Raw genomic sequence first — 22,738 nt, 5'->3', positions numbered from 1 at the left:
AAATGCCAGCAGCAGACGCAATAACAACTCTACTGTCAGAATCTTTCAATCCTCTTCTTAAAAAGGTATTGCTTTTTTATCGTTCCATTGACTAGCAATTTGAATAGCTAAAAGACGATCACTTGGGTTGCTAGAGATTAATTTAGTGAGTTGTTTTTTAGTTTCTATTGAATTAAGTGAAGTTGCCTGTGAAAAAGGCTTAGTGTTTTTGCTATTCAGTTTTGTTGATTTTTGATTTTTTAAAATCTTATCGATTATCAATTCGGATGATGTCACCTCAGCCTTTGGAAAGGAATCCTTTTGAGATTTGAATAAAGCTGATGCATTGGATTGTTTTTTTGAACTCCAAAGGATTAAAGCAATAATTAGAGCTAAACCACCAGCAAAAACTTGATTCATGATGAGAAAATTTATTTAGTAGTGCATCTTTAAAGAAGATATACGGATTGAACTTTTATGTCATCAATGGGTTGTATTTGGTTTGATTAGATCATAATTCTATAAAATAAAGGTGGATTTATTGAAATAAGTAATGACTAGTGAACTAGCTTCAAGTTTGCTTCCCGCTATTCTGATTCCATTAGTTGGAATTATGGGTCCAGCCGTTTTCATTGTTTTGATTGGTAGGTACATAACAGCTACTGAGTAATTTCAAGATTTAAATTTTCTACCAATTTTTTTAGCTCATGACTAAATCTCAAGAAACACTTATGCAAAAGTGGGCTGTGAAAACAGTCTCAGACCCGACTGTTGGCAATCTTCAAACCCCAGTCAATAGTGGTTGGTTTACAAAGATGGTTATAAATAATCTTCCTGTCTATAGGGAGGGCCTATCTCCAAACTTCAGGGGTTTAGAAACAGGAGCAATTTTTGGTTATTTACTTTTTGGTCCTTTTTCTATGACAGGGCCTCTTAGGAATACGGATTTTGCTTTAACTGCAGGTTTGCTTGGCGGTGTGGGAGCTATTCAAATATTGACTGCTCTTTTTATTCTTTATAATGCTGCTGGTAAGGCACCTAATGTCCAGCCTCCTGATGCAACAGTATCTAACCCTCCTTCTGATTTATTTACTAGAGCAGGATGGAGTGATTTTACAAATGGTTTTTGGCTAGGAGGCACGGGAGGTGTCGTTTTTGCATGGTTGCTTATTGGTACTTTGCATCTAGATACCGTTCTTCCTTTGATTAAGGAATATCATTTACTAGGAGCTTAAAAAATCTTTTCCACAATAATTTTAAATAAAAAAGCCCCTTACTGAAGGGGCTTTTTTATTTTCTAAATGATTCACTTCAATTGGCTGATATTTGTCAAAAGCTTCAACTGAGACTAATTTATTTGGTTTTGTCTATTGTTCTAAGTCTAATTTCTTGATATTAAATGGAACTATTTTGCTTGCAAAGATGAATAATTAATCTAATAATTATTATTTCCAGCAAAAAACTAGTTATAAATAAAGTGTTTTTGCTGGACAATTGTTAGAGATTTATCCGAACTTAACTGAAGTAGATGCGATAACATATTCTCCAAAGATTATAAAGTTTCCAACTGTGAAATGTTTTAAACCAACTAATTACTTGGATAATTGATAATGCAACAGGCTTGTCTCTCCAACCAACTAAATTAGCTATTGGAGTCCTTTGATGAGCCCAAACAAGAGTTTCTATAGATAATCTCATAAATATTTGTTTCCATAAAAAAAGAACACTGCTTTTAAAGACAGTGTTCTTTTTACTTGAAGATTGTTAGAGATTTATCCGAATTTACCTGAAGTAGATGCGATAACAAATGCTCCAAAGGTTACAAAGTTTCCAACTGTGAAATGTGTTAAACCAACTAATCTTGCTTGGACAATTGATAATGCAACAGGCTTGTCTCTCCAACCAACTAAATTAGCTATTGGAGTTCTTTGATGAGCCCAAACAAGAGTTTCAATAAGTTCTTGCCAATAACCTCTCCAAGAGATCAGGAACATAAATCCAGTCGCCCAAATAAGATGACCAAATAAGAACATCCAAGCCCAGGGAGATAAAGCATTTACACCAAATGGGTTGTATCCATTGATTAACTGAGAACTATTTAGCCATAAATAATCTCTAAACCAACCCATTAAATAGGTACCAGATTCATTGAATTGAGCTGTATTACCCATCCAAATTGCTAGATGTTTCCAATGCCAATAGAAGGTAATCCAGGCAATAGTATTTAAGGCCCAGAACATTGCTAAATAAGTAGCGTCCCAAGAAGAACTATCACAAGTACCACCACGGCCTGGTCCATCACAAGGGAAAGCAAATCCTAAATCCTTTTTATCTGGAATTAGTTTTGTTCCTCTCGCATCAAGAGCACCCTTTATAAGAATCAAAGCAGTTGTATGAAGTCCTAATGCAATTGCATGGTGAACCAAGAAATCTGCAGGTCCTATAGGTAAGAAATTTGTAAGAGCATCTTGTCTATTAATCATATCCATCCAGTAATGGTTTCCTGGCATGGTGCTTGCAGCTATTGACGCAGAACTAGATGCATTAGCCAATAAGGCATTAAAGCCATACATCATTTTACCGCTTGCAGCTTGAGCAAACTGAGCAAATACTGGTTCAATAAGAATCTGCTTTTCGGGGGTGCCAAAGGCTACAACTACATCATTGTGTACATATATTCCAAGAGTATGGAAGCCTAAAAGCATTGTTACCCAACTTAAGTGGCTAATTAATGCTTCTTTTGTACTAAGGATTCTGGCTAATACATTATCTTTATTAAGTTCTGGATCATAATCTCTGACAAAGAAAATTGCTCCGTGAGAGAACGCACCAACCATCAAGAACATAGCTATGTATTGATGATGGGTATATAGAGCCGACTGAGTTGTGTAATCCCTTGCAATAAATGCATATGAAGGAAGAGCACCCATATGCTGGGCGACCAAACTACAAGCTACACCTAAAGAAGCAAGCGCGAGTCCAAGTTGAATATGGAGTGAGTTATTAACTGTCTCGAAAAGTCCATTGTGCTTTATACCGAAATAACCCTTATGTGGATCTTTAGGGTGACTAGTGTTATGTGCCTCAACAATTTCTTTAAGACTATGGCCAATACCAAAGTTAGTCCTATACATATGACCTGCAATTATAAATACAACTCCTATAGCCAAATGATGGTGAGCAATATCTGTTAGCCAAAGGGATTCACTTTGAGGGTGAAGTCCACCTAAGAATGTAAATATAGCTGTACCAGCTCCTTGAGTAGTTCCAAAAACTGCATCAAGTGAATCAGGGTTTTGAGCATAAGCCCCCCAATTTCCAGAGAAAAATGGAGTTAGACCTTCTGGATGAGGCATAACAGTTAACCAGTTATCCCAGCCAACATGTATTCCTCTTGACTCAGGGATAGCTACATGAATTAAATGACCAGTCCAAGCAATACTGCTAAATCCAAAAAGAACAGCTAGGTGATGATTTAATTGAGATTCTGCATTTTTAAACCATGCTAAAGATGGTCTGTATTTAGGTTGAAGATGAAGCCATCCAGCAAACAATAACCAGCAGACAAGAATGTTAATAAAGATTGCACCTTGGAAAAGCTGCTCATTAGTTCTCATGCCAATTGTGTACCACCAGTGGTATAAGCCTGAGTAAGCAATATTTACTGGAGAAGTTGCTCCTGCCTGGGTCAAAGCATCAGTGAGACCTTGACCAAAATGAGGATCCCAAATTGCATGAGCAATTGGACGAGTATGAGTTGGATCTAGAACCCATTGCTGAAAGTTTCCTTGCCAAGCAACGTGAAAAAGATTTCCTGCCACCCAAAGACCAATGATGGCTAAGTGACCAAAATGAGTAGAGAAGAGTTTTTGATATAACTGTTCCTCTGTCATACCGTCATGACTTTCGAAGTCATGAGCGGTAGCTATGCCGTACCAGATTCTTCTGGTTGTAGGGTCTTGAGCAAGACCCTGACTAAAAGATGGAAATTTAGTTGCCATTTTATAAAAGATCAGAGAGGGTCAGCCGAGACCGATTAAGCGAGCGTGGAAGAAGGCCCAAGTTGTAGCAATTCCTCCTAGAAGGAAATGAGCTGCTCCTACTGCACGACCTTGAGTGATAGATAAAGCTCTTGGTTGAATAGTTGGTGCTAACTTAAGTTTATTATGAGCCCAAATAATTGACTCAAATAATTCTTGCCAGTAACCACGGCCACTGAATAGGAACATAAGACTAAATGCCCAAACGAAATGTGCTCCTAAGAACATCAAACCGTACATACTTATGGGTTGACCATAACTTGTAAGGACCTGTGATGACTGAGCCCAGAGGAAATCTCTAAGCCATCCATTAATAGTTATGGAGCTTTGAGCAAAGTTTCCTCCTGTAAGTCCCCATACATCACTTTGCATTTTCCATGAGAAGTGGAAGATAACTACTGATAAGCCGTTATACATCCAGAACAAACCAAGGAAAACATGATCCCAAGATGAAACTTGGCATGTACCTCCTCGTCCTGGTCCATCACATGGGAATCTAAATCCAAGATTCGCTTTGTCAGGAATTAGTCTGGAGCTCCTTGCGAATAAAACTCCCTTTAGAAGAATCAGAAGGGTTACGTGGATAGTGAAAGCATGGATGTGGTGAATCATGAAATCAGCAGTTCCTAAAGGTATAGGAGCGATTCCAATTTTTCCACCAACTTGACTTACTGAACCATTAAAGACCTCGCTAACTAAACCACTTTGAAGGTTTACATTCGCACCAGCAAGAGTGGTAGAACCAGCAGCTGAATGATGAATGTTTTGAATCCATTGAGCAAAAACAGGTTGAAGTTGAATTCCAGTATCACTGAACATATCTGCAGGTCTTCCTAACGCACGCATTACATCGTTATGAATATAAAGACCAAAACTATGGAAACCTAAGAACATGCAAGCCCAATTCAGATGACTAATTAATGCATCTCTTGCTTTCAAGATTCTGTCTAGAACGTTATCAATATGAACAGCTGGGTCATAGTCTCTAATCATTGCAATACCAGCATGAGCTGCTGCACCAACAATGAATAATCCGCCTATCCACATGTGATGTGTAAAAAGACCCAAGACGGTTGGGTAATCAATCGACAAGTAAGGATATGGAGGCATCGCATACATGTGATGAGAAATAATGATGCTCAATGAGCCAATCATTGCAAGGTTTAAACCAAGCTGAGCATGCCAACTATTAGCTAAAAACTCATAAATTCCCTTATGACCATTTGGGGCAGGGAAAAGAATTGGATCTCCAGCATGATTATCTAATATTTCTTTTAAACTATGTCCAATGCCAAACATTGTTCTGTATAGATGACCTCCAAATACAGCTAGAACTCCAAAAGCTAAATGATGATGTGAAATATCTGTCATCCATAGACTACCCGTAACAGGATTTAGACCACCTTTAAAAGTTAGGAAATCACTAAACGCCCACCAATTAGTCGTAAAGAAATTTTCAACTGTTCTTCCAGCAAGACCAGGAAATATTTGACTAGCAATAGCAGGATTGCAAAGCTCGTGGGGGAGAGGCATATCAGCAATTGAAGCAATTGGAATGCCATCAATAACTAGAGGTTTCCCTGCGTCAATTGCATCCATAAGCGCTGCAGTTGGGGCACCTATGTGAATGCAATGTCCAGCCCAAGCAATCGAACCCAAACCAACTAGACCGGCTATGTGGTGATTGAGCATAGACTCAAGATTCCTGAACCAATCAAGCTTGGGAGCGGCTTTGTGATAGTGATATATGCCACCGTGCAACATTATGGCTGCCATTAGTAGGGCGCCAATAGCTAGAGCCATGAGCTCGGTTTCATTTGTAATTCCCCAGCCTCTCCACATCTGAAAAATTCCAGAAGTGATCTGAATGCCGTGATAATTACCGCCTAAATCTGCATTAAGCATTTCTTGACCAACTATTGGCCAAACCACTTGTGCTCCTGGCTTGACATGAGTTGGGTCAGAGAGCCAGCCAGAATAATTAGAAAAGCGAGCTCCATGGAAAAAAGCTGCACTCATCCAAATAAAGATGACTGCTAGATGGCCAAAATGAGCAGAAAATACTTTTCTACTTGTTTCTTGGAGATCTCCAACATGGGTATCAAAATCATGCGCGTCTGCATGAAGATTCCATATCCATGTAGTAGTCTTTGGCCCTTTGGCAAGGGATTTTGACCAAAAACCAGGCTTGTCAAGCTTGGAAAAATCTACAGGGATTGCATCAGTTTCGATAGGTTTATCGAGAACTGGTTCTTTTTTTTGTTCTCTTTCTGGTGGGCTAATGGTCATCGAGTGATTCCTTCAGGAATGTGATCGAGGTTTGGGGGGCCTAATCTTTGGAAGACTAGGGTGAAATCTTTAATGAGTAATTCTACTTATGAAGTGGGATTACTTGGTGAAAGATTTTAGGAATTCAAGACCTACCTTTGAAGTTACTTGAAAACCTATTTAAGGGTTATGTCATAAGCATAAAGTAGACAGTCAGTTACTACGGAAGCATGTAACAAATGTTCTACACTTTTATTCTTAAGTGGTCATTGAATCCATGGTTTTTCTTAATTAGTAAATCTTTGCACGTAGTGGAGTGCAAGAAAAAAGTTATTTAGGTTTAGGAGTGCTGCAGCTTCTAGCCATTGATTGGCGAAAACAATTGTTATGTATGCTTTCTTGGCTTCGGAAAGTTTAATTAGATATTAATGGCTAGGCATAAATACTAATTGGTTTCTCGATGAGATCTTTTTATTGATTAAGTCAATTTGTTTAAAGACTATTTCTCGGTTTTTGATTTTAACTAAAGCTTTCTTTAAGAGGCTAACTTGATGTAGATAAATAAAAAATTTAATTTAGCTCTCGTTCTGGAAAAAACATTAGTCAAAACTCCAAAAAGGATTGCATTTGGATTTTCTATAAGCTCTTTGCCTTTGCTTGAGAGATTACAAGCAAGCAAACATGTAGATCAAATTTTTATATCTAATGGTTCATATCTTTCTTTAGAAAAAAAAATTGAAGGTTTACTTGAGTCCTCACCAATTGATTTTTTAAAAGATCATTGGCAGAACAATAATAAATTAATTTTTTTGGGTTCAATCGGCGTTGTAGTAAGGCTCATATCTCCTTTCGTTAAATCTAAAGAAAATGATCCATCAATACTTGTAATGGATTCAAAAGCTAAAAATGTTATTACTCTTTTAGGAGGTCATAGGCAAGGGGGAGATCGTTTCGCTAGTGAGTTGGCAGCTGCTTTAGAAGCCGAAGTGATATGCACCTCAGATTCATTTACAGAAAGAAGAATCCCTTTGGATTGTTTTGGTGAAGGATGGGGTTGGAAAAGAGGAGGAGGTAATGTCGATTGGCGAAAGTTAATGATTAGTCAGTCTAAAGAACAAAAAAACATTGTCTTTCAAGCCAAAGGATCAAAATTGTGGCAGAAATTAAACGGTTGTTCCAGTCTTTCTTTTTTAGAGAAAAATGATCCAATATCTTTCAAAAATATCGACTTATATATAGGCCATGAAAATAGGAATATATGTTCATGGCATCCACCGACAATAATAATTGGACTTGGCTGTGAGAGAAATACAGATGAAAAGGTCATTCAAAGAGCAATTAATGAGTCTTTGAACAAAAATGGCTTATCACTTCTTTCAATCTCTGGTTTAGCAACTATCGATAAAAAAAATGATGAAATAGGATTATTGAATTTTTCAAAAAAAAATGAATGGCCAATTTATTTTTTTACTGCCCTTGAGCTTTCACAAGTCAATGTGCCAACTCCTTCAAATGTTGTGTTGAATGAAATGGGAACTGCCTCAGTCGCTGAAGCAGCAGCAATTTTGTTAGGAGATCAATCTGGAAGGTTAATACAAGAAAAAAAAATCTATTATTCTAATGAAGATGAGTCTGGGGCTGTAACAATTGCATTGGTTGAGTTGTCAACTCCCTTTGCACCTCATAAAGGTGAATTGCATTTAATTGGCAGTGGACCCGGAGACTTGGAAATGCTTACTTCTGATTCACGTCGAGCTTTATCTAGATGCTCTGCTTGGATCGGTTATACCCCTTACTTAAATTATTTGGATTCAATTCGTCGTCCTGATCAGGTGCGTATTGATTCAGAATTAACTTTTGAAAAAGATCGATGTAAATATGCTCTTGATCTTGCAAAAGAGGGAGTAAGGGTTGCTCTTATTTCATCTGGCGACAGTGGAATTTATGGAATGGCAGGATTAGCCCTTGAACTTTGGCTGAATGAAAAGATGGATTCAAGGCCTTTATTTCAAGTTCATCCAGGTATCAGCTCTTTTCAGATGGCTGCTGCAAAATTAGGTGCCCCTTTTATGCATGATTTTTGTTCTATCTCTTTAAGTGATCTTTTGACTCCGTGGGATCAAATTGAGAAGAGAATAAAAAGTGCAGCGATAGGTGATTTTGTTATCGCAATATTTAATCCAAAATCAAAAAAACGTGATTGGCAGTTAAAAAAGACTTTTGATTTATTGATTGAAGTTCGCAAACCATGCACCCCTGTTGCTATGGCTAGAGAGCTTGGGAGACCAGGTGAAAGTATAGAAATACATACTCTCGAAACCTTGCCATTTGATAAGGTCGATATGCTGACTATTTTGGTCATTGGTAATAGTCAGAGTGTCATAAAAAACAATAGATTTTTAACGCCAAGAGGTTATTTCTCTAATTAATTTTTTCTTTGTTTACTAGAAAAAAAAATGAATACCTTGTTTTAAGCTTATTTGTAGTGATCAAGTTTAGAAGAAGTTAAAAAATCAAGTCAATTTGAAAATTCTTTCTAAAGTTAGTTTGTTATTAAAAGAGCTTTGCTTAAACCAGACTGGTTACGTGTTAAGGCACCACAGCAAGAGAGGATTGGTAATGTTGCTGATCTATTAGTTGATTTAAAACTCAATACAGTTTGTCAGGAAGCAAGTTGCCCAAATATTGGAGAATGTTTTGCAGGAGGTACTGCTACTTTTTTAATAATGGGCCCTGCCTGCACAAGAAAATGCCCTTATTGCGATATCTCATTTGATAATTCGAAAAGGCTTTTAGATCCATCAGAACCTGATCGTTTAGGTGAAGCTGTTTCTAGGATGGGCTTAACTCATGTCGTTATAACTTCCGTCAATCGTGATGATTTAGAAGATGGTGGCGCTAGTCAATTTTTGAAATGTATTAAGGCGGTTCAAAGCAAATCCCCTTTCACCTCTATTGAAGTTTTAATTCCAGATCTTTGCGGTAATTGGGATGCTTTGAAAGTTATTTTGGATGCCGCTCCGAACGTACTAAATCACAATATAGAAACAGTTCCAAGGCTATATCCACGAGTCAGACCTCAAGGAAAATATGAAAGGTCTTTGGAATTATTAAAAAGAGTTCGTGAAGGTTGGCCAAGAGTGTATACAAAATCAGGCTTAATGGCTGGATTAGGGGAAACAGATGAAGAGATTTTTAGTGTTCTTTATGATCTGCATATCAATAAAGTTGATATAGTAACTATTGGCCAATATTTATCACCAGGGCCAAAACATTTACCTGTTAATAGATTTGTATCTCCTTCTCAATTTGATAATTACCGTTTTGAGGGAGAAAATAATTTAGGTTTTTTGCAGGTCATTAGTTCACCATTAACTAGAAGTAGTTATCACGCAGGAGAAGTTAAAAAATTAATGATGTCTCATCCAAGATGATTTCAAAACTCTGGTTTACTTCCATCAATTGAAATCCATTCTTGAAGATCCCAGATAACTAAATTATGTTGAATCATGGGATCATTTTCTATGATCTTTTTTGCTGCTAAATAATCCTTCGCTTCAAGAATTAATAAACCTCCCCCGCCGGGCATCTTTTTTTCATTTATTAAATATCCACTGCGAATGTAATGGCCTGAATTGGTAATATCTTTGACCCATTCTTTATGCATAAATAAGAATTTTTTCCTTTCAATTTTAGATAATTCTAAGGTTTTATCTTTAAACTTCTCTGTCTTGATGAATATAGGCATTATTGTTTGTCTATATTGTCGCTTTCTCCAGCGCTTCCTCAATACCTAATTTATTTTTTTCGCTTGGAGGAACAATTATCTTAAATAACTTTTTCCATGAAGACCAGTCTGAGAGAATCTTTTGAGCTAAAGGACTTTTAGTTTTCTGATGATACTCAATAATTAAGTCGTTTAAGAATTGTTCTTGATTAGTAGAAGTTAGATCATGGACCTCAACAATTTCTTTATTCATTCTTAAGTCAAGTTGATTTTTTTTGTCAATAATAAAAGCTATGCCTCCTGTCATTCCCGCTCCTAGGTTTCTTCCAGTTTTTCCAAGCACAACAACTACACCTCCAGTCATATATTCGCAACAATGGTCCCCCGCTCCTTCGATAACAGCATGAGCTCCACTATTTCGAACACCAAATCGTTCTCCTGCTATTCCAAGGGCGAATAATTTTCCACCAGTTGCTCCATATAGACATGTATTGCCAAGTATTACCTGAGTGCTAGATGTGTCATTAACAATTTCTGGAATAATCGTAATGGAACCTCCATTCATGCCTTTCCCAACATAATCATTAGCTTCTCCTATTAAAGAAATATTCATTCCTTTTAAAATAAATGCTCCAAAACTTTGCCCAGCTGAACCTTTAAATATCAAATTTAAATTCCCATTAAAACCTTTATTTCCATATTTTTTAGCTATTTCTCCAGAGATTCGTGCACAAACACTTCTATCTGTATTAATAATGGGAATTTCTTTCGTAATCCTTCCCTGCGTTTGAATTGCATTAGAAATCTCTACATCTTTGAGTAGGGCATTTTCAATAACTTCTCCATTGCTATGAGCTTGTATTTCGTGTCTCAACCATGAACGATCTGTTGAGTTATCTAAAGGTTTGAGAAGGCTAGATAGGTCAACTTCTTTTGTTTTTGTTAAGTCTAGCTTTCTTGGGATTAATAGATCTGTTCTTCCAATAAGATCCTCAACTTTTGCTACTCCAACTTGGCTCATTAATTGTCTTACTTCCTCAGCTACGAAGATAAAAAAGTTAACTACATGTTCTGGTAATCCAGGGAATCTTTTCCTTAGACCTTCTTGTTGTGTTGCAATACCGACTGGACATTTATTTGTATGGCAAATCCTCGCCATTATGCAACCTTCAGCAATCATTGCGACTGTTCCAAAACCATATTCTTCCGCTCCGAGTAAAGCGGCAATAAGGACATCCCATCCTGTCTTGAGACCTCCATCAGCTCTTAATAAAACCCTTTCGCGAAGACCATTTTCTAATAAAGATCGATGAACTTCCGTTAATCCAAGTTCCCATGGCAAACCAGCATGTTTAATTGAACTAAGAGGAGATGCACCTGTCCCTCCATCATGTCCTGAAATTTGGATGACATCAGCATTGGCTTTTGCTACTCCGCCTGCGATTGTGCCAATGCCTATTTCAGCAACTAATTTCACACTGACTTTTGCGGTTGGATTTATTTGATGTAAGTCATGAATAAGTTGGGCAAGATCTTCTATGGAGTAGATATCATGATGTGGAGGAGGAGAAATAAGAGCTACTCCAGGCTTGCTATTACGAAGCTTTGCTATGTATTCATCAACCTTCGGTCCAGGTAATTGACCTCCCTCTCCAGGCTTTGCACCTTGGGCCACTTTAATTTCTAATTGCTTACCGCTAGTTAAATATTCAGGGGTTACCCCAAATCGGCCAGACGCAATTTGTTTAATTGCAGAACATGCGGTATCTCCATTTACCAGTCCTTTGAGATTGGGTAAAGTTTTTGATTGATTATTTTCATCAACATCCTCGAGGACCTTGAATCTATCAGGATCTTCTCCTCCTTCACCACTATTACTTTTTCCTCCAATTCTATTCATTGCTATTGCAAGAACTTCATGCGCTTCCCTCGATAGGGCACCTAGACTCATTCCACCAGTGCAAAATCTTTGACAAATACTCTCAACACTCTCTATTTGATCTAGAGGTAAAGGCTGGGTAGTTGTCTTAAATGTAAGAAGATCTCTTAGGGTAGTAGCGGGACGAGTTTCTAGAAGTTGTTGATAAGTTTTGAAGTGGTCATATCCAGGACCAGCTTTCACTGCAGCATGCAGGATTTTTGACATTTCTGGATTATTTAAATGAAATTCTCCACTATTTCGATATTGAACAAATCCATTAAAATCAAGTTTTTTTTGTGCAAGTTCTGGGAAAGCTTTTTTATGAAATGAAATTGTCTCGATTGATAATTCTTTCAGAGTTAGTCCTGCTATCCGACTTGTTGTTCCCTTGAAAGCTAAATCAATTAAATCTGCGCCGATACCAATAGCTTCAAAGATTTGTGCTCCGTGATAACTTGCTAGAACAGAGATTCCTATTTTTGAAAGTATTTTTCTTAATCCATCTTCCATTGATTTCTTAACATTTGATTGAGCAATTTCTATAGATGAATTAGATAACTTCCCATCGGAAAAAAGTTTTTGTGTTTTAGGTAATTGCCACCAATGGCGAGTCGTTTCCCAAGTCAACCAAGGACAAATTGCACTTGCTCCATATCCAATCAGACAAGCTATGTGATGAGTACTCCAGCATTGAGCTGTATCTATAATTATCGATGTTTTTAGCCTTAGTCCTTTTTTAAGTAAGTGATGATGAACTGCACCAACAGCGAGAAGAGGAGGTATGTAGGATTTTTCTCGATTAATATTTCTATCTGAAAGGATTAGTATTTCTTCACCATTAATTACACTGTCTTCTGCTTCTTGGCATAGATTTCTAAGACCTTTGTTTAAGTTTAATTCATCATTAGTAATAGGAATTAATGTGGATATTTCCTTGTAATTAAGGCCTAATTTTTTTATTGAAGTTAATTCTTTTTCATTGATGATTGGTGATTTAATATGTATTAGTCTTGCTGAGTCTGCTTTTGGAGATAATGGTGCTTGTCTAACACCAAGATGCATCTCTAGGCTGGTAACAAGTTTTTCTCTAAGAGGATCAATTGGTGGATTAGTGACTTGTGCAAATCTTTGCTTAAAATAGTCATAAAGAATATGTGACTTGTTAGAAAGTATGGCTAGCGGGATATCATCTCCCATGCAATAAGTTGGTTCTTTTGCATTTGCTGCCATGCTATTAATTATGTAATCAAAATCTTCTGCACTAAATCCAAATGCGACTTGTTGCTGCAATAACTCTTGCTTGTTAAATTTATTATTTATTTCCCAATTTTGGTTGTTAAGGTTGATTCGATTTGCTTTTAACCAATCTAAGTATGGATATCTGCTCGCTGACTCTTCTTTGACATCCCAGTTTCGTAAAATTCTCTTTTTTTCTAAATCTACTGCTAGCATTTGTCCTGGACCCAGTCGACCCTTTTCTTGGATTTGATTCTCATCTAATTCAACAACACCTGTTTCAGAACCCATCACAACATAGCCATTTTTAGTGATGCAATAACGAGCTGGTCTAAGTCCATTTCTGTCTAATGTTGCTCCTATATTTCTTCCATCAGTAAAAACTATTAATGCAGGTCCATCCCATGGTTCCTGAGTTCCTGCTGCATATTCATAAAAAGCAGTTATATCAGGTTTATTTATTAATTCAGGTTGATCTCTAAAAGCCTCTGGTATAAGTGTTAATAAGCTATCAGTTATAGGACGACCACTTCGAACTAATAGTTCAAGAGTGAGGTCAAGATTAGCTGAATCACTAAATAAATTATTAACAATCGGTTTTAGATCATTTGCTTTGTTTTCCCATACTGAACTTATATCTGTTTCAGTTGCTTTTGCCCAATTTATATTTCCTAGTAATGTATTTATTTCTCCGTTATGTCCTAAGAGTCGCATGGGTTGAGCTAGTGGCCATTTTGGTAAAGTATTTGTACTGAACCTTCTATGGTAAACCGCGTATGAAACTTCGAATCTATCGTCCTTTAAATCTGTATAAAAAGGAGCCAATATTTCAGATCTGACCATCCCTTTATATACAATTGTTTTGCTACTTAAAGAGCATATATAGAGACCTAATTTATCTTCCTTTAATTCTATATTTGCTCGATTTGAAATTCTTTGCCTTAATCTAAAAAGTAAAGCCTCAAGATTAATTTCTTTATCTTTGATTTCAACTAACCATTGTGTAATAAAAGGTTCATTCTCTCTTGCAAGTTTGCCTAAAACTTCATCATCAACAGGAACATCTCTCCATCCTTGAGAGATTAACCCTAAATACTCTGCTTCCTGCTCACATATTTTTCTAGCAATACCTCTATTCTTTGAATCTTTCGGCATGAAAATCATACCTATCCCAGAGAATTGGGACTCGCATTGTTTAGCTGTTTCCCAGACTTGCTTTAAATATGACCATGGAATTTCACATAAAATCCCAGCACCATCACCTGAATCGCTATCTCCTCCGCATCCACCTCTGTGCTCCATGCAGCTGAGGCCACGCAATGCCTGAGATAAGACCCAATGGTTTTGTTTCCCTTCGACGCTAGCTATGAATCCAACTCCACAAGAATCTTTTTCCCCAGAGAAGGCATCTGGATAGGTGCTATCGCAATAAGGCCAATTTGATCTTGAGAGTCGTTGATGCATGTTTTTTAACTTACTATTTTTCTTTTCTTGCAAAAGTGCTATCGGTAAGCTTGGAAATAGATGATTAGATTGATTTGATAGTTTCTAGAGTTACATCTTAAACATTTTTGTCGACCATTAAGTTTTTTATTCAATACTTTCTTTAAAATATTTGCTTCTTATGCTTAAACCTGAATAAAAATAAATTATTAATTGAAAAAAAATACTAATTCGGGTGCTTGACCAAGTAATCTGAGGAATTGTTGAATCTGGTCGAACCTAGACCAAATATAAAATTAATGCCAACCATTCAACAGTTGATTAGAACAGAGCGAAAGACTCTAAAAACAAAGACAAAATCTCCTGCTTTGCGAGGTTGCCCAGAAAGGAGAGGGGTTTGTACCAGGGTTTACACCTCTACTCCTAAAAAACCTAACTCTGCTCTAAGAAAAGTTGCTCGTGTCAGATTAACTTCAGGATTTGAAGTTACTGCTTATATAGGCGGGATTGGTCACAATCTTCAAGAGCACTCTGTAGTTTTGCTGAGAGGCGGAAGAGTCAAGGATCTACCAGGAGTTAGATATCACATAGTCAGAGGAACTCTTGATACCGCTGGGGTTAAAGACCGTAGACAATCAAGATCAAAATATGGAGCTAAATCTCCAAAGGAATAAAACTTATTTTGATTCATTGAATTTTCCCCCTATACAAATTTAATTTCATGTCAAGAAGAAACGCAGCAGAAAAAAGACCCGTTCTCCCTGATCCTCAGTTCAATAATCGTTTGGCAAGTATGATGGTCCATCGCTTGATGAAGCATGGTAAGAAATCTACAGCTCAAAAAATTCTTTCTGATGCCTTTGGTTTGATTAACGAGCGAACCGGTTCAGACCCTATTGAATTATTTGAAACAGCAGTGAAAAACGTCACACCTCTTGTTGAAGTGAGAGCGAGAAGAGTTGGTGGGGCTACATATCAGGTTCCAATGGAGGTCCGTCAAGAAAGAGGGACTGCAATGGCACTCAGATGGCTGGTAAATTTCTCAAGATCAAGAAATGGTAGAAGCATGGCTCAAAAACTTGCTGGAGAACTTATGGATGCAGCTAATGAAGCTGGAAATGCAGTGAGGAAGAGGGAAGAGACCCATAAGATGGCTGAGGCAAATAAAGCTTTTGCTCATTATCGCTATTGATTTAGGTCAAATTTTTCTATTTAAATCCTCAAAATATTTCTTTTTTAGCATGCTTAGTTGTAGAGTCCATGCGCATTTTAAAGCCCTTTAGTCGGAGTATTTTCTGTGGCACGCGCCTTTCCTTTGGAACGAATAAGAAATATCGGGATTGCTGCACATATTGATGCTGGTAAAACCACTTGTACTGAAAGAATTCTTTTCTATTCAGGTGTCGTTCACAAGATGGGAGAAGTTCATGATGGTGCAGCTGTCACTGACTGGATGGCCCAAGAGAGAGAGAGAGGAATCACAATTACAGCTGCGGCGATTTCAACTACATGGGACGATCACCGTATAAACATCATCGATACACCTGGACACGTTGACTTCACAATTGAAGTTGAACGCTCCATGAGAGTTCTTGATGGAGTAATTGCTGTCTTTTGTGCGGTTGGTGGAGTACAGCCTCAATCTGAAACAGTTTGGCGGCAAGCCGATAGGTATTCAGTACCTAGGATGGTATTTGTCAATAAAATGGATAGAACTGGAGCAGATTTCCTTAAAGTCCATGGTCAAATCAAAGATAGATTAAAAGCTAATGCTGTTCCAATTCAGTTACCTATTGGAGCCGAAAATGACTTGAAGGGCATTATTGATCTCGTAGAAAACAAAGCATATATTTATAAAGATGATCTTGGAAAAGATATTGAGCAGACTGATGTTCCCTCAGACATGGTTGATTTAGTATCTGATTGGCGTTCAAAGTTAATGGAGTCAATAGCAGAAACTGAGGAAGAATTGCTTGAGGCGTTTTTAGAAAATGGTGAGTTAACAATTGAACAACTCAAAACTGGTATCAGGGAAGGAGTTCTTAAACATGGTTTGGTACCAATGTTATGTGGTTCAGCTTTTAAAAATAAAGGCGTTCAATTATTGCTAGATGCAGTAGTCAATTATCTTCCTGCTCCTGTTGATGTTCCTCCTATTCAGGGTTTGCTTCCGAATGGAAAAGAAGCTGTTAGGCCTTCTGATGATAGCGCTCCATTTAGTGCACTTGCATTCAAGGTAATGGCTGATCCATATGGCAAATTGACTTTTGTTCGTATGTATTCCGGTGTCCTTGAAAAAGGAAGTTATGTTCTTAACTCAACTAAGGATGCAAAAGAGAGAATATCTAGGTTGATAATTTTGAAAGCTGATGACCGTGAGGAAGTTGACGAATTAAGAGCAGGTGATCTTGGAGCGGTGCTTGGCCTGAAAAATACAACAACGGGAGATACTTTATGCTCCTCAGAAGAGGCAATTGTTCTTGAAACGCTATATATTCCCGAGCCAGTTATTTCAGTTGCGGTAGAACCAAAGACTAAGAGTGATATGGAAAAGTTAGGGAAAGCACTGACATCTCTTTCTGAGGAAGATCCAACATTCAGAGTAAGTACTGATCAAGAGACAAATCAAACAGTTATTGCAGGTATGGGTGAACTTCACCTAGAGATTTTGGTTGATCGTATGTTAAGAGAATTTAAGGTAGAGGCAAATATTGGAGCACCTCAAGTTTCTTATAGAGAAACGATCAGAGCCAGCTCTTCAGGTGAAGGAAAGTTTGCGAGACAAACAGGTGGTAAAGGTCAGTATGGTCATGTTGTTATTGAAGTTGAGCCAGGTGAACCAGGAACTGGGTTTGAGTTTGTCAATAAAATTGTGGGTGGGTCTGTCCCAAAAGAATATATAAAACCCGCTGAATCAGGAATGAAAGAAACATGTGAGTCTGGTGTCATTGCTGGCTATCCTTTAATTGATGTAAAAGTTACATTGGTTGATGGCTCTTATCATGATGTTGACTCATCAGAGATGGCTTTCAAAATTGCTGGCTCAATGGCTTTCAAAGATGGAATCAAGAAGTGCAATCCTGTCCTTCTAGAACCTATGATGAAAGTTGAGGTAGAAGTGCCTGAGGACTTCCTAGGCTCTATAATTGGAGATCTGTCCTCTAGACGAGGTCAGGTTGAAGGTCAATCCATCGAAGATGGACAATCCAAAGTCCAGGCAAAAGTGCCATTAGCTGAAATGTTTGGCTATGCCACTCAACTCCGATCAATGACTCAAGGTCGGGGTATTTTCTCAATGGAGTTCAGCACCTACGAGGAAGTTCCTCGTAATGTTGCTGAAGCAATTATCTCCAAGAATCAGGGCAATTCCTGATCTCTAAAATTTACTAACCAACCCCCGATTCTTTAAAAAAAATGGCTCGCGAGAAGTTTGAGAGGAACAAACCTCACGTCAACATAGGTACTATTGGCCACGTTGACCATGGCAAAACAACACTTACTGCTGCAATCACAAAGGTTTTAGCCAAAAAAGGTCAAGCCGAAGCGCAAGATTACGCTGAAATTGATGGAGCTCCAGAAGAGCGCGAACGCGGTATCACAATCAACACTGCCCACGTTGAATATGAAACTGATGGTAGGCACTACGCTCATGTTGACTGCCCAGGTCACGCTGATTATGTAAAAAATATGATCACAGGTGCTGCTCAGATGGACGGTGCAATCCTTGTTGTAGCTGCTACTGATGGAGCAATGGCACAAACAAAAGAACATATTCTTTTGGCCAAGCAGGTTGGCGTACCTGCATTGGTTGTTGCACTAAATAAATGTGACATGGTTGATGATGAAGAAATGATAGAACTTGTTGAAATGGAGATACGTGAACTTCTCACAAGTTATGACTTCCCTGGCGATGATATTCCTGTTGTTCAAGTCTCAGGATTAAAAGCTATTGAAGGAGAAGCAGATTGGGAGACAAAAATAGATGAATTGATGACTGCTGTTGACGATTCAATTCCAGAACCAGAACGTGAAATAGATAAGCCTTTCTTAATGGCTGTGGAAGACGTTTTCTCAATTACTGGTCGCGGAACTGTTGCTACTGGCCGAATTGAAAGAGGAAAAGTAACAGTTGGAGAGGAGGTCGAAATTGTAGGTATTAGAGATACGAGAGTTACTACCGTCACTGGAGTAGAGATGTTTAGAAAACTTCTCGATGAAGGTATGGCTGGAGATAATGTTGGACTTCTTTTGAGAGGTATTCAAAAAGAAGATATTGAAAGAGGGATGGTGCTTGTTAAAAAAGGATCAATTACTCCCCACACTAAATTTGAAGGTGAAGTTTATGTATTGAAAAAAGAAGAGGGTGGTCGTCATACCCCTTTCTTCGCTGGATATCGCCCACAGTTTTATATTCGTACTACTGATGTAACAGGTCAAATTACAGCTTTTACATCTGATGATGGGAGTAATGTTGAAATGGTCATGCCCGGTGACAGAATAAAAATGACCGGAGAATTAATAGCCCCTGTAGCTATTGAGCAAGGAATGAGATTCGCAATTCGTGAAGGTGGTCGTACCATTGGAGCAGGAGTAGTTTCAAAAATTATTGAGTAATTGTCTCTGAGGATGACTTGTAATTTATTCAGGTCATCCTCTAAATTAATAAACAAATGAACTAATCAGTTCATCCTTAAAAGAACCTCGAAAACTTAATTAACTTTTGGTAATCCCATTATGTCAACTGCAATTGCACAGCAAAAAATACGCATTCGTCTAAAGGCTTTTGATAGAAGAATGCTTGATTTATCTTGCGATAAAATAATTGAGACTGCAGATACAACAGCTGCTTCCGCAATAGGTCCGATACCTCTCCCCACAAAAAGAAAAATTTATTGTGTTCTTCGTTCACCTCATGTTGATAAAGATTCAAGAGAGCATTTTGAAACAAGAACACATAGAAGAATTATTGATATTTACAGTCCTTCTGCGAAGACTATAGATGCTCTAATGAAGTTGGACCTTCCTAGCGGAGTTGATATAGAAGTTAAGCTCTAAACCTTTTTCTCTCAAACCAGAGATTGATTATCTAGGATATGTTTAATTAGGAATACCCCTTTGAGCGAACTTTCAGTTAGGGAGCTACCACTTTTCCCATTGCCTGAGGTTGTGCTTTTTCCTCAGGAATACTTGCCGCTTCATATTTTCGAAACTCGTTACAGGGTGATGCTTCAATCTGTTTTGAAATCGGATAGCCGTTTTGGTGTTGTTAGATGGGATCCAATTGCAAAAAAAATGGCAGATGTTGGTTGTTGTGCTGAGATCATTAAGCATCAAACTTCAGAAGATGGTAGAAGTAACATTGTCACTATTGGACAGCAAAGATTTCGAATTCTAGAAATTATTAGTGAAACTCCTTTTATTAACGCGCTAGTAAGTTGGGTTGATGATGAACAAATTTCAGATCAAATCAAACTAATGGAACTAAAGGATTCCGTAGCTATTGCTCTGAAGGATGTAGTTTCACTTACTTCAAAACTGACTGAATCAGAGAAAGAGCTCCCTGATTCTTTGCCTGATATCCCCAGAGAATTATCTTTTTGGATAGCTGCACATCTAGGAGGTCCGGTAGCAAGTGAACAGCAAAAATTATTAGAATTAACTAATACTTTCCATCGTTTAGAGAGAGAATATGAACTTCTTGATCACACAAGAAGACAACTAGCTGCCAGAACTGCTTTAAAAGATACTTTCTCAAACGCTGATCAAGCTAACAATTAATTATGCAATGGATATTGATTTATATATTTAGTACTTTCTTTCTGCTCACTTTAACTACTCAGTGGCTCAGAAAAAGTCGTAAATATGAGTCTGTTAATAGCGTTGCATCTTCATATGATTCATGGACTAATGATCGTTTATTAGAGAATCTCTGGGGAGATCATATTCATCTTGGTTTTTATGAAAAACCAAGAATAAAAAAAGACTTTAGGCAAGCCAAGGTAGATTTTGTTCATGAATTAGTTCGTTGGAGCGGCTTAAATAAATTACCAAAAGGCTCAAGGGTTTTAGACGTTGGATGTGGAATAGGCGGAAGCGCAAGAATATTATCCGATTACTATGGATTTGAGGTGATTGGTATTTCCATAAGTCAAGAACAAATCAAAAGAGCAAATGAACTAACGGCTAATAAAGATATATGTCGGTTTGAGGTAATGAATGCCCTTGACTTAAAGTTTGAAAAAGGTTGCTTTGATGGAGTATGGAGCGTTGAGGCTGGGCCTCATATTTTTGATAAACAAACGTATGCTGATGAGATGCTCAGGGTCCTTAGACCCGGTGGGGTTTTGGCAGTTGCAGATTGGAATCAAAGAGATCCAATAAAGCATCCCTTGAATTTATTGGAAAAGTTCATTATGAATCAATTACTAGTTCAGTGGACCCATCCTGAATTTTCAAGTATTGAAGGATTTAAAAACAACTTATTAAAAAGTCCTTATTGTGGAAGTTCTGTAGAGTCTTCCAATTGGACTAAATATACAATTCAATCTTGGAATGAATCTATATATGAAGGGTTTAGAAGACCTTCATCAATATTGAAATTAGGCCTCAGATCTCTACTTAAGGCATTTAGAGAAATCCCCACCATTTTGATGATGAGATGGTCTTTCTCAAGAGGTTTGATGAAATTTGGGGTGTTCAAATCAAGAGGATAATTTATTCTACTTCCGACCCAAAATAGCATCCAAAATTAATTATTTGATTGCAAAGGGGAGATAACTTTTCAGTAATATTTTCAAAATCTTTATTATTATTATTAGTTAAATCTAGATCTATAAAAAAGACATATTCACCCAGTTCTCTTTTAGAAGGACGAGATTCAATTCTGCTCATATTTAGGCCAAGGTTCGCGATGCAATTCAATGCTTTTAGTAATGAACCAGGACTATTAGACTTAAGTGAAAAGGCCATACTTGCTTTGTTTCCATCTACTTTATTATTGTTCTTACTTAAAAGAACGAATCTAGTGCAATTCCCCTCAATATCATTAATTGGATAAGCCAGAATATTCAGTTTTTCATTGGCATCTTTAGAACCTATCGCTGCTCTAAATGTGCTCCCTTCTACCATTCTTATCGCTTCTGCTGTTGAATTAGTTGGTAAATGAACTGCATTGGGAATATTATCGTTTAACCACTGGCTGCATTGAGCTATAGCCTGCGGATGGGAAAGGACCTCTGAAATCGTTGATATTGATCCGCTGCTCATTAATGAGTGTTTTATAGGGAGTACTAGGGCTCTATGAATAAATAAATTTTTATGTCTCCATAGTGAATCTAATGTTGTTGTAACACCGCCTTCTACTGAATTTTCAATGGGTACAACGGCTGCTTCACAAAGATTTTTTGCAAGATTATCTACCACAGACATTAAACCTTTGCATGGAGAGAACTCTGGTGAGTCAAGCTTTTCCAAGGCTGCTAGAGCTTTTGCAGCCTTTTCAGCGTATGTTCCTTTAGGCCCTAGATAGGCCACTCGAGTTGACATTAGATAAAAAAAAAGGGGTAAATGCCGATAAGATCAAACTGAGCAAGTTTTGGAAAATGTCTCTTGCCTTTACAGCACGACAAAGAATTGATCTAGTTGTTCAAGATAATCAGGAGCAACTACCTGATTATCTCCTACAACAGGAAAGAGTTGTAGGAGCAATGCTTGATCCTAAAAAATTGACTCCTTTGGGGCCAGGAAGCTTTAAGTACGAAGTCACTAGTTTTAAGGTTTTTCAGCTTCAAATAAATCCAGTTGTATCAATAGGTGTGGAAAATACTGAAAGAAAAATCAGAATGTATGTTACGGAAAGTCACTTGGATGGATTGGGATTCGTTGAAGATTTTGATTTAACCTTAGATGCGCTTTTGGAGGCAAAACCCTCAGGTCTTGAAGGTGAAGCGCTTTTGGGTGTAACAGTCAGTCAGCCTCAATTGTTGAGATTAATTCCTCCCAAAATGCTCGAGTCAACTGGGCAATCAATATTAAATGGAATTTTGTTAGGAATTAAGTCAAGGGTTGAGAAGCAGCTAATTGTTGATTTCAATAATTGGTGCAAAGAAAATTAGTTACACAATA

At 37.6% G+C, this 22,738-nt stretch carries 18 protein-coding genes and 1 pseudogene; 12 read left to right on the top strand and 7 right to left on the bottom strand.

What is annotated here, in order from left to right:
• Nucleotides 1-57: 57 nt before the first annotated feature.
• Nucleotides 58-399, bottom strand: a complete 342-nt coding sequence (locus O5640_RS06370) for a HEAT repeat domain-containing protein (RefSeq protein WP_269611534.1) — start codon at nucleotides 397-399, stop codon at nucleotides 58-60.
• 133 nt (nucleotides 400-532) lie between these two features.
• On the opposite strand from O5640_RS06370, the gene O5640_RS06365 reads away from it, so the two are divergent.
• The gene (locus O5640_RS06365) at nucleotides 533-649 is read left to right on the top strand and encodes a photosystem I reaction center subunit VIII (RefSeq protein ID WP_011295429.1); all 117 of its coding nucleotides are present in this window, start codon (nucleotides 533-535) and stop codon (nucleotides 647-649) included.
• Nucleotides 650-686: 37 nt separating this feature from the next.
• A complete protein-coding gene (locus O5640_RS06360) occupies nucleotides 687-1,214 on the top strand; it encodes a photosystem I reaction center protein subunit XI (protein WP_269611533.1) in 528 nt (175 codons plus the stop codon).
• A 270-nt stretch (nucleotides 1,215-1,484) separates the two neighbouring features.
• Here the strand turns inward: O5640_RS06360 and O5640_RS06355 are convergent.
• From O5640_RS06355 to psaA, 3 genes and pseudogenes are all read right to left on the bottom strand, one after another.
• Nucleotides 1,485-1,665 (bottom strand): annotated as a pseudogene (locus O5640_RS06355) (hypothetical protein); the annotation flags it as partial.
• 86 nt (nucleotides 1,666-1,751) lie between these two features.
• Complete coding sequence (gene psaB, locus O5640_RS06350; protein ID WP_269611531.1) at nucleotides 1,752-3,980, bottom strand: photosystem I core protein PsaB; 2,229 nt, start codon at nucleotides 3,978-3,980, stop codon at nucleotides 1,752-1,754.
• Nucleotides 3,981-4,001: 21 nt separating this feature from the next.
• Nucleotides 4,002-6,308 carry a photosystem I core protein PsaA gene (psaA, locus tag O5640_RS06345; protein ID WP_269611529.1) on the bottom strand — a complete coding sequence of 769 codons (2,307 nt, stop codon included), beginning with the start codon at nucleotides 6,306-6,308 and terminating at the stop codon, nucleotides 4,002-4,004.
• Nucleotides 6,309-6,940: 632 nt separating this feature from the next.
• Here psaA and cobJ point away from each other — a divergent pair.
• Nucleotides 6,941-8,716, top strand: a complete 1,776-nt coding sequence (gene cobJ / locus O5640_RS06340; RefSeq protein WP_332299688.1) for a precorrin-3B C(17)-methyltransferase — start codon at nucleotides 6,941-6,943, stop codon at nucleotides 8,714-8,716.
• Nucleotides 8,717-8,851: 135 nt separating this feature from the next.
• Nucleotides 8,852-9,721, top strand: coding sequence for a lipoyl synthase (gene lipA / locus O5640_RS06335; RefSeq protein WP_269611527.1), 870 nt, complete (start codon nucleotides 8,852-8,854; stop codon nucleotides 9,719-9,721).
• Nucleotides 9,722-9,723: 2 nt separating this feature from the next.
• On the opposite strand, the gene O5640_RS06330 is transcribed toward lipA, so the two are convergent.
• Together O5640_RS06330 and gltB are read right to left on the bottom strand one after the other, a co-directional pair.
• Nucleotides 9,724-9,954: a YciI family protein gene (locus O5640_RS06330; RefSeq protein WP_269611525.1), complete on the bottom strand. Its 231-nt coding sequence runs from the start codon at nucleotides 9,952-9,954 to the stop codon at nucleotides 9,724-9,726.
• A gap of 91 nt (nucleotides 9,955-10,045) precedes the next feature.
• Nucleotides 10,046-14,635 carry a glutamate synthase large subunit gene (gltB, locus tag O5640_RS06325; RefSeq protein WP_269611524.1) on the bottom strand — a complete coding sequence of 1,530 codons (4,590 nt, stop codon included), beginning with the start codon at nucleotides 14,633-14,635 and terminating at the stop codon, nucleotides 10,046-10,048.
• A gap of 278 nt (nucleotides 14,636-14,913) precedes the next feature.
• Here gltB and rpsL point away from each other — a divergent pair, with 278 nt between their 5' ends.
• From rpsL to O5640_RS06290, 7 genes are all read left to right on the top strand, one after another.
• Nucleotides 14,914-15,288 carry a 30S ribosomal protein S12 gene (gene rpsL, locus O5640_RS06320; RefSeq protein ID WP_011824478.1) on the top strand — a complete coding sequence of 125 codons (375 nt, stop codon included), beginning with the start codon at nucleotides 14,914-14,916 and terminating at the stop codon, nucleotides 15,286-15,288.
• A 47-nt stretch (nucleotides 15,289-15,335) separates the two neighbouring features.
• Nucleotides 15,336-15,806 carry a 30S ribosomal protein S7 gene (gene rpsG / locus O5640_RS06315; RefSeq protein WP_269608916.1) on the top strand — a complete coding sequence of 157 codons (471 nt, stop codon included), beginning with the start codon at nucleotides 15,336-15,338 and terminating at the stop codon, nucleotides 15,804-15,806.
• 105 nt (nucleotides 15,807-15,911) lie between these two features.
• Complete coding sequence (gene fusA, locus O5640_RS06310; RefSeq protein ID WP_269611523.1) at nucleotides 15,912-17,987, top strand: elongation factor G; 2,076 nt, start codon at nucleotides 15,912-15,914, stop codon at nucleotides 17,985-17,987.
• A gap of 41 nt (nucleotides 17,988-18,028) precedes the next feature.
• The gene (tuf, locus tag O5640_RS06305) at nucleotides 18,029-19,228 is read left to right on the top strand and encodes an elongation factor Tu (protein WP_269611522.1); all 1,200 of its coding nucleotides are present in this window, start codon (nucleotides 18,029-18,031) and stop codon (nucleotides 19,226-19,228) included.
• 120 nt (nucleotides 19,229-19,348) lie between these two features.
• A complete protein-coding gene (rpsJ, locus tag O5640_RS06300; protein ID WP_009788866.1) occupies nucleotides 19,349-19,669 on the top strand; it encodes a 30S ribosomal protein S10 in 321 nt (106 codons plus the stop codon).
• 60 nt (nucleotides 19,670-19,729) lie between these two features.
• Nucleotides 19,730-20,392 carry an LON peptidase substrate-binding domain-containing protein gene (locus O5640_RS06295; RefSeq protein ID WP_269611521.1) on the top strand — a complete coding sequence of 221 codons (663 nt, stop codon included), beginning with the start codon at nucleotides 19,730-19,732 and terminating at the stop codon, nucleotides 20,390-20,392.
• Nucleotides 20,393-20,394: 2 nt separating this feature from the next.
• On the top strand, nucleotides 20,395-21,327 hold the full coding sequence (locus O5640_RS06290) for a methyltransferase domain-containing protein (protein ID WP_269611520.1): 933 nt from the start codon (nucleotides 20,395-20,397) through the stop codon (nucleotides 21,325-21,327).
• A 1-nt stretch (nucleotide 21,328) separates the two neighbouring features.
• Here O5640_RS06290 and pheA read toward each other — a convergent pair whose 3' ends face one another.
• Nucleotides 21,329-22,159, bottom strand: coding sequence for a prephenate dehydratase (gene pheA, locus O5640_RS06285; protein ID WP_269611519.1), 831 nt, complete (start codon nucleotides 22,157-22,159; stop codon nucleotides 21,329-21,331).
• A 56-nt stretch (nucleotides 22,160-22,215) separates the two neighbouring features.
• Between pheA and O5640_RS06280 the strand changes: the two genes are divergently transcribed.
• On the top strand, nucleotides 22,216-22,728 hold the full coding sequence (locus O5640_RS06280) for a DUF1997 domain-containing protein (protein ID WP_269611518.1): 513 nt from the start codon (nucleotides 22,216-22,218) through the stop codon (nucleotides 22,726-22,728).
• Nucleotides 22,729-22,738: the final 10 nt, after the last annotated feature.

Source organism: Prochlorococcus marinus str. MIT 0912 (assembly GCF_027359595.1).
In the GTDB taxonomy this organism is placed as follows: domain Bacteria; phylum Cyanobacteriota; class Cyanobacteriia; order PCC-6307; family Cyanobiaceae; genus Prochlorococcus_B; species Prochlorococcus_B marinus_C.
The sequence above is the reverse complement of the archived record's forward strand: the minus strand, read 5'-3'. Positions and strand labels throughout refer to the sequence as shown.

Excerpts from the sequence above, each read along its gene's own strand:
- psaA (WP_269611529.1), bottom strand. The coding sequence starts at position 6,308 with ATGACCATTAGCCCACCAGAAAGAGAACAAAAAAAAGAACCAGTTCTC.
- tuf (WP_269611522.1), top strand. The coding sequence starts at position 18,029 with ATGGCTCGCGAGAAGTTTGAGAGGAACAAACCTCACGTCAACATAGGT.
- rpsG (WP_269608916.1), top strand. The coding sequence starts at position 15,336 with ATGTCAAGAAGAAACGCAGCAGAAAAAAGACCCGTTCTCCCTGATCCT.
- O5640_RS06370 (WP_269611534.1), bottom strand. The coding sequence starts at position 399 with ATGAATCAAGTTTTTGCTGGTGGTTTAGCTCTAATTATTGCTTTAATC.
- O5640_RS06290 (WP_269611520.1), top strand. The coding sequence starts at position 20,395 with ATGCAATGGATATTGATTTATATATTTAGTACTTTCTTTCTGCTCACT.
- rpsJ (WP_009788866.1), top strand. The coding sequence starts at position 19,349 with ATGTCAACTGCAATTGCACAGCAAAAAATACGCATTCGTCTAAAGGCT.
- gltB (WP_269611524.1), bottom strand. The coding sequence starts at position 14,635 with ATGCATCAACGACTCTCAAGATCAAATTGGCCTTATTGCGATAGCACC.
- psaB (WP_269611531.1), bottom strand. The coding sequence starts at position 3,980 with ATGGCAACTAAATTTCCATCTTTTAGTCAGGGTCTTGCTCAAGACCCT.
- pheA (WP_269611519.1), bottom strand. The coding sequence starts at position 22,159 with ATGTCAACTCGAGTGGCCTATCTAGGGCCTAAAGGAACATACGCTGAA.
- rpsL (WP_011824478.1), top strand. The coding sequence starts at position 14,914 with ATGCCAACCATTCAACAGTTGATTAGAACAGAGCGAAAGACTCTAAAA.
- O5640_RS06365 (WP_011295429.1), top strand. The coding sequence starts at position 533 with ATGACTAGTGAACTAGCTTCAAGTTTGCTTCCCGCTATTCTGATTCCA.
- O5640_RS06360 (WP_269611533.1), top strand. The coding sequence starts at position 687 with ATGACTAAATCTCAAGAAACACTTATGCAAAAGTGGGCTGTGAAAACA.
- O5640_RS06330 (WP_269611525.1), bottom strand. The coding sequence starts at position 9,954 with ATGCATAAAGAATGGGTCAAAGATATTACCAATTCAGGCCATTACATT.
- O5640_RS06280 (WP_269611518.1), top strand. The coding sequence starts at position 22,216 with ATGTCTCTTGCCTTTACAGCACGACAAAGAATTGATCTAGTTGTTCAA.